Source organism: Salegentibacter haimaensis, assembly GCF_054121495.1.
The window spans coordinates 19,198-33,067 of the sequence record NZ_JBSYGH010000020.1; the positions used below are offsets into that span (position 1 = coordinate 19,198).

At 35.2% G+C, this 13,870-nt stretch carries 15 protein-coding genes; 12 read left to right on the forward strand and 3 right to left on the reverse strand.

The features are described 5' to 3' along the window. Positions 1-11: 11 nt before the first annotated feature. The 6 genes from ACW6QP_RS14415 to ACW6QP_RS14440 all read left to right on the forward strand — a co-directional run bounded on the left by ACW6QP_RS14415 (position 12) and on the right by ACW6QP_RS14440 (position 5,008). Positions 12-1,193, forward strand: a complete 1,182-nt coding sequence (locus tag ACW6QP_RS14415) for a VapE domain-containing protein (protein WP_457911575.1) — start codon at positions 12-14, stop codon at positions 1,191-1,193. Between the two features lie 196 nt (positions 1,194-1,389). Further along, positions 1,390-2,244: a toprim domain-containing protein gene (locus ACW6QP_RS14420; RefSeq protein WP_457911576.1), complete on the forward strand. Its 855-nt coding sequence runs from the start codon at positions 1,390-1,392 to the stop codon at positions 2,242-2,244. Continuing rightward, positions 2,231-2,743, forward strand: coding sequence for a mobilization protein MbpA (gene mbpA, locus ACW6QP_RS14425; RefSeq protein WP_457911577.1), 513 nt, complete (start codon positions 2,231-2,233; stop codon positions 2,741-2,743). Before ACW6QP_RS14420 ends, mbpA begins: the two co-directional genes overlap by 14 nt. Beyond that, positions 2,743-3,606 carry a relaxase/mobilization nuclease domain-containing protein gene (locus tag ACW6QP_RS14430; protein ID WP_457911578.1) on the forward strand — a complete coding sequence of 288 codons (864 nt, stop codon included), beginning with the start codon at positions 2,743-2,745 and terminating at the stop codon, positions 3,604-3,606. Before mbpA ends, ACW6QP_RS14430 begins: the two co-directional genes overlap by 1 nt. 11 nt (positions 3,607-3,617) lie before the next feature. Further along, complete coding sequence (locus tag ACW6QP_RS14435) at positions 3,618-3,935, forward strand: DUF6730 family protein (protein ID WP_457911579.1); 318 nt, start codon at positions 3,618-3,620, stop codon at positions 3,933-3,935. A 197-nt stretch (positions 3,936-4,132) separates the two neighbouring features. Then, a complete protein-coding gene (locus ACW6QP_RS14440) occupies positions 4,133-5,008 on the forward strand; it encodes a hypothetical protein (RefSeq protein WP_457911580.1) in 876 nt (291 codons plus the stop codon). 174 nt (positions 5,009-5,182) lie between these two features. Here the strand turns inward: ACW6QP_RS14440 and ACW6QP_RS14445 are convergent, their stop codons facing one another. The 3 genes from ACW6QP_RS14445 to ACW6QP_RS14455 all read right to left on the reverse strand — a co-directional run bounded on the left by ACW6QP_RS14445 (position 5,183) and on the right by ACW6QP_RS14455 (position 8,013). Further along, positions 5,183-5,464: a helix-turn-helix domain-containing protein gene (locus ACW6QP_RS14445; protein ID WP_457911581.1), complete on the reverse strand. Its 282-nt coding sequence runs from the start codon at positions 5,462-5,464 to the stop codon at positions 5,183-5,185. 669 nt (positions 5,465-6,133) lie between these two features. Further along, the gene (locus ACW6QP_RS14450; protein WP_457911582.1) at positions 6,134-7,231 is read right to left on the reverse strand and encodes a hypothetical protein; all 1,098 of its coding nucleotides are present in this window, start codon (positions 7,229-7,231) and stop codon (positions 6,134-6,136) included. 2 nt (positions 7,232-7,233) lie between these two features. Next, entirely contained in the window at positions 7,234-8,013 is a 780-nt protein-coding gene (locus tag ACW6QP_RS14455) for an RNA polymerase sigma factor (protein ID WP_457911583.1), read from the reverse strand. Between the two features lie 367 nt (positions 8,014-8,380). On the opposite strand from ACW6QP_RS14455, the gene ACW6QP_RS14460 reads away from it, so the two are divergent. From ACW6QP_RS14460 to ACW6QP_RS14485, 6 genes are all read left to right on the forward strand, one after another. Then, positions 8,381-8,689, forward strand: a complete 309-nt coding sequence (locus ACW6QP_RS14460; protein WP_457911584.1) for a helix-turn-helix domain-containing protein — start codon at positions 8,381-8,383, stop codon at positions 8,687-8,689. A gap of 165 nt (positions 8,690-8,854) precedes the next feature. Then, entirely contained in the window at positions 8,855-10,075 is a 1,221-nt protein-coding gene (locus ACW6QP_RS14465) for a DUF3883 domain-containing protein (protein WP_457911585.1), read from the forward strand. 321 nt (positions 10,076-10,396) lie between these two features. Then, entirely contained in the window at positions 10,397-10,726 is a 330-nt protein-coding gene (locus tag ACW6QP_RS14470; protein ID WP_457911586.1) for a helix-turn-helix domain-containing protein, read from the forward strand. A 14-nt stretch (positions 10,727-10,740) separates the two neighbouring features. Beyond that, positions 10,741-11,973 (forward strand): DNA cytosine methyltransferase, encoded by a 1,233-nt coding sequence (locus tag ACW6QP_RS14475; protein ID WP_457911587.1) that lies wholly within the window; start codon positions 10,741-10,743, stop codon positions 11,971-11,973. After that, the gene (locus ACW6QP_RS14480; RefSeq protein ID WP_457911588.1) at positions 11,974-13,206 is read left to right on the forward strand and encodes a hypothetical protein; all 1,233 of its coding nucleotides are present in this window, start codon (positions 11,974-11,976) and stop codon (positions 13,204-13,206) included. It begins immediately after the preceding gene. Between the two features lie 2 nt (positions 13,207-13,208). Next, positions 13,209-13,658, forward strand: coding sequence for a hypothetical protein (locus tag ACW6QP_RS14485; protein WP_457911589.1), 450 nt, complete (start codon positions 13,209-13,211; stop codon positions 13,656-13,658). Positions 13,659-13,870: the final 212 nt, after the last annotated feature.

The window sequence follows — 13,870 nt, forward strand, 5'->3', positions numbered from 1 at the left end:
ATCTGTGAACTATGAAAACCGAAAGGCAAAGTCTATATAATGTGGAGGCACCCAGTAAAAAGACAATCTATGATTCTCTCTTTGAATATACTTCCAGAAAGTATGATTTGAGATTTGATGAAATCGGTCAGGAATTTGAAATATCCCTAAAAGGGACTAACCAATTTGAAATCCTGGATATTAACTCATTATTGATAGAACTAGCTCGATCTAATATAGAAGTTAATCCGGCCAGATTGGATATTTTTCTTCGATCTCATCTTATTGAAAAGTATAATCCAATTGAAACATACTTTTCTTCTCTTCATAAATGGTATGGGGAGGATCATATTAAAAAACTGGCTTCTTACTTACCTTTAAAGGAGCCCGAACTCTTCTTATATCATTTCAAAAAATGGCTGGTAAGAACAGTAAAGTGTGGTATTGAACCTCATTATTTTAATAAACAATGCCTGGTTTTAGTTCATCCTAATCAAAACTCAGGAAAATCTACCTGGTGCAGATTTCTTTGCCCCCCTCCCCTTTCGAAATATTTTGCTGAAGATATGACCACAGATAAGGATGCAAGGATTCAATTATCCAGAAATTTCATCATTAACCTGGACGAATTATCGGTGCTGGCACGTAAAGAAATCAATGCTCTCAAAGCTTATTTTTCAAAGACAATGATTAATGAAAGATTGCCCTATGACAGGAAGAATACCAGCTTATATAGAACCTGCAGTTTTATTGGGTCTACTAACAGATCTACTTTTTTAAATGATGAAACCGGTTCTGTTAGGTGGTTGTGCTTTGAATTAAATGATAAGATTGATTTTGCTTACTCCAGGGAGATTAATATACACGATGTGTGGGCACAAGCTTACCATCTTGCCTATGTAGATGAAGTTTTTACTCCAGAACTCACTATCAAGGATATTAAGGTTAATGAGGAACGAAATAAAGGTTTCCGGCAGGCAAGTATGGAAGAAGAATTACTGCTTAAATATTATGAAAAAAGTGAGGAACCTGAAGATTTTAAAACTGCCTCTGATATAGTTCTACAGCTCAGTTGTATTAATCCAAGGTTAAATATGTACACAATGGGTCGGGCTCTGAAAGCGCTCGATTATGAGAGAATTAAATCTACTGAAAATCGCGTGTATGGATATCTGGTCAAACCAAAATTCAAAACCTCACCTCTGGAGATGTAATTGTAAAATTAGTTACCTAATTACCCAATATTACCAGAGGTCCGGATTTTCAAGGTCCAGGGTGGGTAACCAACTGGAAAATTAAACTACCTCCTATCTACCCTGGGTAATTGTGGGGATTAATGGAAATATTAAAAAATATGCAAGACTTCATTATTAACGGCCTTGGGTAAATGGGTAATTAAAAAAAGAAAAAATGGAAAGCAATACGAATTCGTGGAGAAGCGCCCGTAATATTTGCATCGTTACCACGCTTGCAAAATTAGGTCACTTCCCCACAAGAACAACTGAGAAAGAAGCCTGGTTTCTGAGTCCCCTACGGTCAGAAACGCAGGCATCTTTCAACGTTTCTTTGCATAAAAATCTATGGTATGATTTCGGAAACGGGCAGGGCGGTAATATTATTGACCTTATTATGCTACTAAAGAATTGTTCTAATCGAAAAGCGCTGAATTATCTACATTCTGAAACTATTCTTTCTTTTTGCCCGCCTCGTTCTAGGAAAGTAATTCAGAAACCAAAACTCAAAATTCATAGCATCTCAGATATTTCAAGGCCTGGTCTATTACATTATTTGAAACAACGTTGTATTCCCCACACAATCGCAAATAAATATTGCAGAGAGGTAGCCTATGAAATTGATGGCAAGCGATTTTATTCCATTGGACTCAAAAACAATCTTGGGGGTTGGGAACTAAGAAATAAGTATTGTAAAAATTCCAGCTCACCTAAGTCCTATACCTTTTTCTCTCATTCTTCCTCTACCCTGGTAATTACAGAAGGAATGTTTGATTTTTTATCCCTTGTTGTTTTTGATAGGATCCTGATGCAGCAATCAGATTGTATCGTGCTGAATTCCCTGTCCTTTTTAGATAAAATTGAAAAGTTCCTTCTTCGGTATGAGTGTGTATATCTCTATCTGGATAACGACGCTGCAGGCAAAAAGACAACCGGTTCACTGGTAAACCTTTTTTCTCATATAACCGATTGTAGTGCCGGATATTTAATCTATAAAGATCTTAATGAAAAACTTAGAAATGAAAAAGCCTAAGCACATAACTACAACTTCCAAAAAAATACGAGGTCGAAGTTTTCTGGATCTACTTGCTGATCTGGAGAAAAAGGAAATAACTGAACAGGAAAGCAAAGAACTTCAAATTAAGTTAGAGGTCTTGGAAGGAAGTGCAAGATGTGTGCCTGTGGGCACAATCTTGATTGCTCCCGATGGTCGCAATGAAAAAAAAGAGTCTTTTAAGGGGAAAAGTGAATGGATAAAATTCAGGTGTTCGATTTATGAAAAAAAGATGTTGAAAATTAAAGCTAGGCAAAGCGGAATAACATTAAGTGAGTTTTGTCGGAAATCTATCTATGAAAAGGATATCAAGGAAAGACTTTCAGATGATCATATCGAAATCTATAAAACCCTGGTGAAGTTTCATAATAACTTTAAGTCTATTGGCAATATGTTCCGGAAACGAGATCCAAAACTTTCCAAAACGGTATATGACCTGGCCGATGAAATAAAGGTTCATCTTAAAAAAATACACTAATGATTGGGAAAGGAAAAGCTATTTCACATACCCGGGCAGCTATGTCTTATGGCTGGAACCAGGAAAAGGATGCTCAAATTGTGTTCTCTCAAAACATTACCGGAGAGGACCCCAGGGAAGTAAGTGCTGAATTCAGGTTAACCCAGGATTTAAATAATGATTGTAAAAATAATACCCTTTCTTTTATCATAAGCCCCACCATTGAAGACGGGAAAAAACTTGGGGATAAAGAACTTTCGAAAATATGTGAGCAGTTTTTAAAGGAAATGAACTTAAAGGATCGGCAGGCAATAGCTTTCGTACATAAGGATAAGGAACATAAACATATTCACCTCTATGTAAATCGTGTAAATTTTAAGGGACAGGCCTATAGCGATAGTTTTATTGGAAAGCGCAGTCAGCAAGCAGCGGAAAAAGTTGCTGAGGGAATGAAATTAACAACCGTGAAACAAGTACAATGGGAAAAAGATCACAACCTGCAGGCTATTCGAGCCGAGATTAAAAGACGGCACGAATTGACTTTTAACCAGTTTAAACCGAAAAATTTTAAGGAATATATGGAAGGAATGCAGACCAATGGAGTTAAGGTGATTCCCTGTATCAACAAAAGCAACAAACTCCAGGGCTTTCGCTTTGAATTCGATAAATATAACCTCAAAGGAAGTGAGATTCACAGGTCGATGAGTGGTGGTAATATTGGAAAACGCCTGAGTGCAGAGCAAGGGATATCTCAGTTTTTGAAGGTCAACACCCAGGTAAAGCTAGCCTCTAAAACCGTAGAACTATCATCTGGAATGATAAAAACTATAGCGAAAGAAATTATCAAAAAAGCGATTTCAAAAGGAATGGATATAGGAATTTAAATTCTTGAGGTATGACAAAACTAGAACAATTAAGTGAGCTGCTTGTCTCTGAAATAAGCCAGTTTGAAAAAACAGTACAAAGACTGGAGAAAATTCAAAAGGAACAAATCGGCATTGATAGTAGCAAACTCGAAAATGCACTTCAACAACAGCGGGAGGAAATTGAAAAGACCTTAGACTCTCATAAAAATGAGATGTCCAGTCTTACTGAAGAACTAAAAAATGCTAAAGCCTACCCGGTTTGGGCCATTTGTATTTTTATTGGGTCGATTTTACTAAATGGGATATTAGTGTATGTATTTACCCAAAAATTATTTATAGGAGAATAGAAAATCAAAAAATCATATGTTTAGTTGTTACTCCTTTATAGCAATGATAATAGAGATAAAAGTCGTATTAGTAATTCGGAAATAATACTCTGGAAATGAGTGCTTTTAAATTTGGAGTTCATAATAAAAATCTGCTAATTCTTATCCACGTATATTAAAAATGTAATTTAGTTGCAGGGAATCACTAAAATTTCTGAATGTCATTAAAATACTATTTAAACATCTTCCTTTTATTAATCCTATTTTACCCTGCGAAAGCAGAAAGTCAAAATAATAATACTGAAGCGGCACTATATAATATTGGAGTCGGGGCGATCTTCAGTACAATTGGCGCGGTAATCAATAAGCCTAATGATAAAAAAGTTGGCGAAGTTCTCTTAAAAAGTTTGGCCCAGGGGGCATTGGGAGGTTATTTAGTCTATGAGAGTAAAAGGCATATAGGAAAGATTTCCCGATATGAAAAACTGGAGTACGGATGGACTGGTAAAATTTTAAACTCTACCGGAATATCAATAATTGAAAATGCCGCCCAAAATCGTAATTTTTGGGAACAATGGAATTTAAATATAGGTTTTAACAGAATTGAGTTTGAGTTAGCTGATGGAATTCGCGTTAGATACAAAATTATGCCTGTCGCGTTTTTGCTAACAGCATATACTGCCTCACAATATCATTTTAAAGGTGGATTAAGTTTGAGAACGGGAGAATTTGTATTCTCTGGAAATAATTTAAGAAATAGAGGTCTACCCGTTAATGGACTAACTATTGGAACCTCTATAATATTGGGCAGGGATAACCCAAATGATTTTCAAACAATTTCTCACGAAATCATACACGTATATCAATATCACGACTTTAATGTTTTTAATGCCTATCTTAATAAACCACAAGCTATAGTTGAGCAGAACTCGAAATTTTTAAAGAGAATGGGTGGATTTCTACATTATGACTTCAATTACTTCATTTTTGGCGGACTTTATTTAGCTGAATTTCATCGTGTTGAAATAAATAGTTTAGAAGACTACAATAAGAATTTTTTCGAAAAGGAGGCTGATTTCTATAGCAGGTTTTAAAAATTCCATATTAAGGTTCAATTAAATCCTTTAAAATATATAAGAATACATTCATAATCACATTATCCTGTGATTATGAATGTGAATTTCACTTATTGAGCCTAGAAATACGTTGATTCTCCCATTAAAGTGTGAATTTCAGTGTATTTTTATTTTTTACAAGAGCCTAATTCACTAAGACAAAGGAATTAGTGCCTCCTCAATATCTCGTCGCTTGTAGTATACTCTATGCCCAATCCCGAGTGACTTCAGTTTTCCTTTCCTGGTCCAGTTATGAACGGTAGAAAGGTCGATTTTTAAAAGAGATGCGACTTCGTTTCGGGTTAATAAATCCTCATCGTGAAGAGATCTGGGAAGATCTTTTTTTAATTCTTCCAGTTCCTCTTTTATGATCATTCTTAGACCATCAAAAAGCTCCTCTTTAGTAAGTTTTTCTATTAAAATAGAAGTTTCCATTTTTTTAAAATTTATAGTTATTGAACATTTTTAAAAGTCCCAAATTGTTGATTATCCTCAATCCCAGAAGTACATTGATTGAAAAAAAGATGCCACGCCGCTGTATACGCTAAAGCGCTTAGTGAGTGCTTTATTTCACCTCACCTTATGGGTGTACAGGCACCCACTAATTCCTAATTCTCTTTTTCTAATTTTTTTCATTTCTTGTTTATCCTCAAAAGCAGAAAACTCACGCCGTTGTATATGCGATTCGCATTCAGTGAGAGCGATTTGCAGCCTCACCCTACGGGTATACAGGTACCCTCAAAAATTTTTCCATTAATTTAATTAGACTGTAGAGCTATAATCTCCCTATTGCAATAGGACTTGCTCCACAGGTTCAGGTTTTGCCTACCCGGATTAATTATTTAAATAAGTAGCCCACGCCGTTGTATATGCCCGTTGCATTTAGTGAGTGCGATTTCCCCTCACCTTATGGGTGTACAAGCACCCTCAAATAATTAAAAGGCTCTATTTATTTTCAATGCTTTTGATTACTTAATTTCCCTTATCTCAACTTCAGGCGGACAAACTTTAGAATAAGTGAGCCCACGGTTGTATACGCTAAAACGTTTGGTGAGTGCTGCATTTCCCCTCACCTTATGGGTGTACAAGCACCCTCAAGTAACCTCAATCTGTAATTAATTCAATACCGGCTTTTTCGGCCTTATACTTTATTTTGGTTATTAACTCATAGTAGCTCCAGTTTCTAAGCACAAATTCCTCTTCTTTGGCTATTCCCATTTTATCTTCCTGGTTCACTAAAATTAGGGTCCCGGCCTGGTGTTTAATACAGAAGTCAATTAATCTACGACTGTAGAGGTGCAGCCTATTGGTCACATAGTTTTTTTCCAGTTCGTGAAACCTGTCTACAGCTTTGGTTTTTCGTTTTCGCCCCTTGCCCGATCTGGCATAGGTAACCCCTTCCTGAGCTCTCTTGCGGGCAGCCTGAATGGCAAGTCGGCGATATAAAAACTCCTCTCTGGTGCCAATGGTAAATTTTGCCTGACCAGATTTGACAATAATGGGATATTCCAGCGATAAGGAAGCCTCTGCAATCACTTCGGGTCTTAGCTTGTGCTTTTCCTTTTCAATTTCGAAGGTGGCTAATAAGTAGGTTTTCCCGTTTTTTAATTGGATATGAGAAGTGCATAGTTTAATTTCGCCCTTTATCACCTGCTCCAGTAATTTTCGTTTATCACTATAATCCTTGCCCAAATAGGTTTTTAGGGGAATAGAAAACAGCTTAAAACAAAAGGCTCTTTTCTCTTCATCATAGCATAATCCCTTCACCCCTTCCATATCAAACGGAAAAGCAATATCCCTTCTAAAGTTCATCAAGGAACGCTCTCCCATCCAGTAGGCTGCTTTATTTTTCTGAAAAGTGGTCATCAAATTATGGTTTATATTTCCCAGAATATTGGTAGGTATTTCACCTTTGTACCGATTTGAAACCAGCCTATAGGTAGAATTGATCCGGGAGCGATTTAGTATGCCGTCTTCATTTTTCTTTTCATCGGCCAGTTTATACTTTATCCCCTCAGTTAGATAAAAGAACTCCTGTATCATTTCCTGAACAAACAAATGGCTAATGATAAGATTGGCTGCTTTAAAACTACGGTTTTGCCACTGGTATATTTTATCCAAAGCTTCATTTCGCTCTTCTTTGGTAGGGAGATCTACCAGCAGCTGAATCTTACGGGTTAATTTGATCGTATCCTTTTTCATCGCTAAGCCGACTCTAATTGCTCTTCGTGTTTTGCCTGCATCAATTTGTAGGCTATCATAAACTGCTTATGAACTTCCTTTTGAGAGATATTAAGCTCATTGGCAATATCACCAAAGGAAAACTGTTTTTCTAAACGCAGCTGCAAGACCTTTTCCTGCACCTGGCTCGTTTTGGGCTTTGCTTCCTTAGCCACAGGCGCATCAGATTCCAGGTTAGCCCCCTTATGAATTATATTTTTGAGTTCTTCTATCGCCTTTCTTACTTCATGAACTATTTGTGTGATGCTGGTACCCATAGCCAGGGAAATAGCTTTATACTGAAACCCATACTTGATACAAAGTTCCATTAGGTGTTTGCGCTTAGCAGGCAGCAACGGGAATAGACTTTTAATACTGTCTAAAGCCTTTTGTTCTGCTTCCTGGCTAAGTAGATGTTCATCTATACTTTCGGGATCGTAGCCGTACATAAAATCCTGATAGTTGGGGTAATTTTCTAACCTGAAAATACTTCTGTAGAAATGATTTTTGGGCCGGCAATAGTAGAAAGTGCATTCTCGTTTCATCACATAGCGAAGAAAAAAGTAAATATGCTCTGGCCTCTCTATGGTATCCCTTTTATCCCAAAGTTTAAGAAAAGTATCCTGGAGCAGGCTTTCGATAACAAACTCATCTCTAATCAAATCTTTCCCCAACCAAAAGATCCTGCGATGGTACCTGGCATAAATAAGCTCCAGGGCATCGGGATGGCCTTCCTGTAATAATTTGAAAATGCGCTCTAACATAGGCAGTCGCTTTTATGCCGGAAGTATATACCTCCAGAATTAAACTGAATTTAGCTTAAGCGAATTCTTATAAGAAATAAAGAGAAAAAAGCTTTGAAGACAACTAAGAAGAGTGCCAATTTCTAAAAGAAAAAAGGCGTGGAATCTCAACTTATCGGATTGTGGTACTGGTATACCTTGGAACGACAAGTAAGCCCACGCCCGGGTCGTGAGCATTTACACTTATCATCTCGTTCCTTAAAAATTACCAGTTTTCAATCCGAGATTCAAAGCGAATGCTTCTAATATTTTACTTTAAGAAGTATCGCAAAAATATAAATTAAATCATATTGACCTAACTAATAGCGAAGTAACAAAAAATATCTTTTTGTTACAAGAACTTGTAACATTTTTTAGTGAAAAATTTCTTGTATTTACTTTCCAAGTAAGTATTATGGAAGATTTAGACCTTAAAAGACAACGAATATTCGGGAAGCATATTAAGAAGCTTCGTGAAGAAAAAGGTCTAAGCCAAGATGATGTTGCTGCCAGATGCCGAGTTACAAAAGGTAGCCTAAGTGTTATTGAAAATGGTAATAGAAACTTTTCCTTCACTACATTATTAGCATTAGCAAAAGCCCTGGAAGTTGAACCTAAAACGCTTCTCGATATTGATTTAGAAATATATCCTGAATAAATTCCTTTAATCCTTCTCTATTTACGGCTTTCCGTATTTTTCTCTTATTTTATTCTTTTATATTTAGCGTAACCTGCGTTTATCCCGACATATTTCTGATTAAATAAGTAAATTGTTCGGGATATTACGAGTTGTGCCCAATTATTCACCAAGCTCCAACTAAATATGAATATCGAAGAATTAAGAGAATATCAATTAGAGTTTGAAAAAAGTATTGACAATCATCAATCTGGATTTAAGAAAATAAACAAAAAAAGAAGAAAGTTTATAAAAGACTATTCTATCGAAAATTTGAAAAAATTATCGATAGATGAATACGTGATTGGAAAGAATGACCATAGTACATTTTGTTATAGAATAGAAAATGAATTAAATGAATGGGGTAATATTCACGGCAGTAATGCTAAAAAATTCGGATTATATTTTGGGACTTTAGGAGATGACAAAACTAGGAAATATAGAATTGGAAAGAAAAGTTTTGGAAATTCTCCTAACGAAACTTTTGATAATATAATCAACTCAATTATTCATCTAATTGAAAATAGAAACAATATAAAGCAACTTAAAAAGAATCCTATCTCACCTATGTTCAAAGGTAAAATTTTATCCATTTATTTTCCTGATGAATATTTAAACATTTTTGCCGCCTCTCATTTAGATTACTTTATCAATGCATTAAGCTTAACTAATTTTTCCCGTTCAGAATTGGATAAACAAAATACATTATTAGAATTTAAAAATAATGATCCAGTAATGAGAAATTGGAAAATATATGAGTTTAGTAAATTTCTATATACATCCTTCAAAAAACCTAATGATGATTTAAAAGACAAGGATACACCAGAAGAGTTAAAGAAATTTAAACACAAAGATTTTCCACCTATAGAAAAAGTAAAAGCAGAGTTCATAGATCTGGCTACTGAATCATTTAATTCAAAACCTAAGAATGACAAACCTAGAAAACCCGATTTTATTGAAAAGGGAAAAAGAAATAAAAAAATTGGTGATCGAGGTGAACAAATAGTTCTTCAGGAAGAAATAAGATATCTTAAAAAGAATAAAAGAGAAGATCTTGCTGCACAAGTAGATCCAATTTGTAAAAAAAATGATAATGCAGGATTTGACATTCTTTCATATGATTTAGAAGAAAATGAAAAATACATTGAGGTAAAAACAACTTTAGGTAAACTTGGAAAAAGATCAATTTTTCTAAGTTCGAATGAATTAGAAAAATTAAAAAATAAAAGCAATTATTATTTCTACATCGTATATGAAGCTGGGAGTTCATCTCCCAAAATTTGGAAAATAGAAGGAAAAAAATTACTGAGTGACCAAAACATAAAAAAAGAAGCTGTTCTTTATAAAATTAATTTCAAGACAAAATAACTGGGCACAACGATGGCTATCCAAAAATGGCTTCTTTGAGAACTAATTTACCACATTTATTTCCATAAGAAACCACCGGTTAAACTGAAAGTGCAATCTTCCCTTCTCGCCACTTTTGATAGCCGAGACGTTACCTGCAAGCTGAAAAAAGCTACCGCACGTTCAAGCACATTTTATTTTGCTCGTACCTCACAAAATTCAAAGAGCTTTAACCTCCCCACCGCCACCCGAAAATAATTTGACTGACTTGAGGTAAAAAATGCAAATTATTAATACATTTGCTAAAAATAGGTCAAACCATAATTTGATTAAATTAATAAAATGGCAAGTTTCGGACATTTCATAAAAATTGAAAGAGAAAAGCGAGAATGGACACAAACTGAATTCGGAGCGAAAATCGGAATCAATACGAGTGCCATCAGTCGAATAGAAAACGGAAATCAAAAGTTCAGCAAATCAAAACTGAAAAAACTTTCCGAGTTATTTGAAATAGAATTACAACATATAACAGACTTGTTTTTTGCTGACAAATTTGTCAGAGAAGCTATAAAATATAAATGTTCTGACTCGGTTTTTTCTGTTGCAGAAGATACTGCCAATTATTACCGAAACACGAATGTGAAACAGGGGAAGTTAGAATTTAACAACTAAAAAATATTATCAAAATGCCAATTACGAAGAAATATAAAAGCATTGCTCAAGAAATTGACCTTTTGGAAGATGGTCAAATAAATATTTACGGAGAAGAAGAGCCAGATGTAATTGAAAAAAGTGTATGGGATAAATCTGTTAAGGTTGAAGAGAATGGATATTATTGGCATAAAGAACCAATTTTTAAAAAAGGAACTAATGTAAATTCTGAAAAACCAATAGTAGCGGAGTTATTCTGCGGATGTGGTGGAACTTCATTAGGATTTGAAATGGCAGGTTTTGAAACAGTACTTGGCTGCGATATACACACACCTTCAATACAAACATTTCAAGCTAATCATCCAAATTGTTCTACAATAACTGGCGATATAAAAAAAGTTAATCCTCTCGTTATAAAAGAATTTTTAAATGGCAGACAATTAGATGTTTTAATTGGTGGGATTCCTTGTCAAGGATTTTCACTAAACAACCGAAAAAGACACGAAAATGATTATAGGAATTTTATGTATAAAGAGTTTGCAAGATTCGTAGAAGTTCTTCAGCCTAAAGTTGTTGTTCTCGAAAATGTTTCAGGTATGAAGAGCACAGGTTCTTTCGTTACTGACATAGAAAAACATTTGAGCGATATTGGTGGAATGCAAGTCAAAAGCAAACTACTTTATGCCCCAGATTACGGTGTGCCTCAAAAACGGTCAAGATTAGTATTTGTTGGTATCAAAGGAAATGAGTTTAATTTTGAGGATATAATCAAAACTCACGGTCCAGAGACTGACAAACCCTATGTTACGATTAAAGAAGCTATTGGAGATTTAGCATCACTAAAACCAAAAGAATCAAAGAAAAAATATAAGACTGAACCATTCTCGGACTATCAAAAACTTATGAGAATGAACACCAATGGCTCAGTAGCAAATCATACGGCACCGAATCACCCAAAAGCAACTGTTGAGAAAATTAAAAACACCAAACCTGGCGACCCAATGTACGAACGTTTTAAACAAAGAATTCGTCTGGATTGGGACATTCTAAGTCCAACTCAAGTTTCAGGCGGAATTCGTCCTCAATTTCAATTAGGTCATCCTGAAGATGCAAGAGGGCTTACAATTCGTGAACGTTGCAGAATACAAAGTTTCCCAGATGATTTTATTGTTAAAGGAGGAACAGTTCAAGCAAGGGTGCAAACTGGAAATGCTGTACCACCACTATTGGCAAAGGCTGTCGGTTTAGCAATTAAAAATTACTTATAGATGAATTATAGAATTTGGTATAGCACAGAGTCGTTTGCAGATTTTATTATTGACCACACGGTATTAAAAAACAGAAGTTTTGTAAAGAAAAAAATGTATGAAAGTGATGCTAATAATGCAAAGAACTTTCATACTATGCCTGACCATATAAAAAAAATACTTTATTTGGATGCACCCGATTTAATTGTTGAGATTGACCACGAACCCATTTTTTCTGTAGAAGTATCAACTGAAGCTGGTACAGGACACAATGCTTTTCAACGCTTCGCAAGACTTGCTGCATCTGTAGAAAATAATGTGCCAGCCTTCTACATTTATCCAGAAGCAGCAATAATTACAAGAAAGAACACACCACCCAAATGGGATAAGATTAATCCATTAGTATTCAAGGCTTTAGACGATGTTATGTCAATTTACAACATCCCAGCACTTCTTTACTACTACCCAAGTGATTTTAGGACTCATCCAGATGCCTCTACTTCAACAAATCAGTTATCCAAGGGAATTTTACACGACCCAAACAGGAACTATTCTGGTAGTCCATTAGGTACAGATTCAGAAATGACGAATATGTTTAATGCAATAGATGAAATCATATCTGTTTTTGAAAACAATGGAATTGTAAAAGGACGAGAAAAGCTACTTGGCAAGAGAACCATAATTGCTCGAAGAGCATTTATGAATCAAGAATACTTGAGTAAAGGTGGTAACTTAAATATGTCACCACTTTCTGCGACAATAAAAGTTCCTACAGATTATTTATTAAATCATTTATCGCAATTTGAAAATGCCAAATATTCAATTGGAGAGTTATTAAGAAGTCGTTCAGAAACCATTATATACAAGGTTAATGCTGCTTTTAGAGGCGACCCTTACCCTGGAGCATTAGCTGCGATTGATTACTTACTTTGTCGTGAAGGTAAGTCTTTTGAAGAAAGGAAATACAATTTAGTGCTTGCTTGGTCTGATGTGGTTGTAGATGATAAAAAGAAAACTATCACATTGCCCGGAACAAAAGGTAAAGTTGAAGACTTTGTGAAAGCAGTTCAAGCAAGTGAAAAGAAAAACATCCTTTCCAAGGATTACAAAAACATAGCCAATCACGAAATTCCAAGATATTATATGCAAGTTCGCTATGGCTCGACATATTCAAAGGTTAAACATATCCGTGTGTTCTCATATTTTGCTGATGCAATTTTATTCCCTGATGGTGCATTATGGAGAGACGCATAATTATGAGAGAGGAAAGGGTTACAATAAATATCCTAAACTGGCTAGAAGAAAATGGTTGGCAAATTATCTGTTATGACTTTCCACAAAGCGGCACGGGAATTTTACTTCACCCAAATGGAGATAACAGAACCGAAAAAAATAAAGGCGGAATAATTCCTGATATTATTGCTGTTAAAGATGATATTGCCTTATTCTTTGAAAACAAAGATAGATTCTACCAACCAGATTTTGACAAACTATTGGAAATTAAGGCAATTAACAATTTTTCAGATTCATTAAATCAGCTATTAAGTGGATTTAGCATAAGTAAAATAGTTTACGGAATTGGAATACCAGAAGAAGAGAAACACCTTGAAAAATCACGAACACAATTAGATAAGATTGATTTTCTGATAACAACTGATAACAATAAAAACGTAAAAGTTCATTTTGACGTTGAGAATGTTTTTTAACCCAGCGCGATGTCCAAGCACATTGCAATCCTCGTTCCTGGGGTTGCAAAGAGCTTTCACGCCAATGCTATCAGACTGAAAATGAATAAAGCCAGCAGGTAATCGAGTGGATGGCTTTGCCATTCAATGACGGAGTTGTAATAGCTCCGATCTTGTCTGACAGTTAAGAGTTTTTTTAGGCATTTTGATTCTTGGAATAATTCTGATTTAGG

Bases quoted from the DNA above. Each gene is read 5' to 3' on its own strand.
- ACW6QP_RS14450 (WP_457911582.1), bottom strand. From the start codon at position 7,231: ATGAAAAAGGATACGATCAAATTAACCCGTAAGATTCAGCTGCTGGTA.
- ACW6QP_RS14420 (WP_457911576.1), top strand. From the start codon at position 1,390: ATGGAAAGCAATACGAATTCGTGGAGAAGCGCCCGTAATATTTGCATC.
- ACW6QP_RS14475 (WP_457911587.1), top strand. From the start codon at position 10,741: ATGCCAATTACGAAGAAATATAAAAGCATTGCTCAAGAAATTGACCTT.
- mbpA (WP_457911577.1), top strand. From the start codon at position 2,231: ATGAAAAAGCCTAAGCACATAACTACAACTTCCAAAAAAATACGAGGT.
- ACW6QP_RS14445 (WP_457911581.1), bottom strand. From the start codon at position 5,464: ATGGAAACTTCTATTTTAATAGAAAAACTTACTAAAGAGGAGCTTTTT.
- ACW6QP_RS14455 (WP_457911583.1), bottom strand. From the start codon at position 8,013: ATGTTAGAGCGCATTTTCAAATTATTACAGGAAGGCCATCCCGATGCC.
- ACW6QP_RS14435 (WP_457911579.1), top strand. From the start codon at position 3,618: ATGACAAAACTAGAACAATTAAGTGAGCTGCTTGTCTCTGAAATAAGC.
- ACW6QP_RS14440 (WP_457911580.1), top strand. From the start codon at position 4,133: ATGTCATTAAAATACTATTTAAACATCTTCCTTTTATTAATCCTATTT.
- ACW6QP_RS14465 (WP_457911585.1), top strand. From the start codon at position 8,855: ATGAATATCGAAGAATTAAGAGAATATCAATTAGAGTTTGAAAAAAGT.
- ACW6QP_RS14430 (WP_457911578.1), top strand. From the start codon at position 2,743: ATGATTGGGAAAGGAAAAGCTATTTCACATACCCGGGCAGCTATGTCT.
- ACW6QP_RS14415 (WP_457911575.1), top strand. From the start codon at position 12: ATGAAAACCGAAAGGCAAAGTCTATATAATGTGGAGGCACCCAGTAAA.
- ACW6QP_RS14485 (WP_457911589.1), top strand. From the start codon at position 13,209: ATGAGAGAGGAAAGGGTTACAATAAATATCCTAAACTGGCTAGAAGAA.
- ACW6QP_RS14480 (WP_457911588.1), top strand. From the start codon at position 11,974: ATGAATTATAGAATTTGGTATAGCACAGAGTCGTTTGCAGATTTTATT.
- ACW6QP_RS14470 (WP_457911586.1), top strand. From the start codon at position 10,397: ATGGCAAGTTTCGGACATTTCATAAAAATTGAAAGAGAAAAGCGAGAA.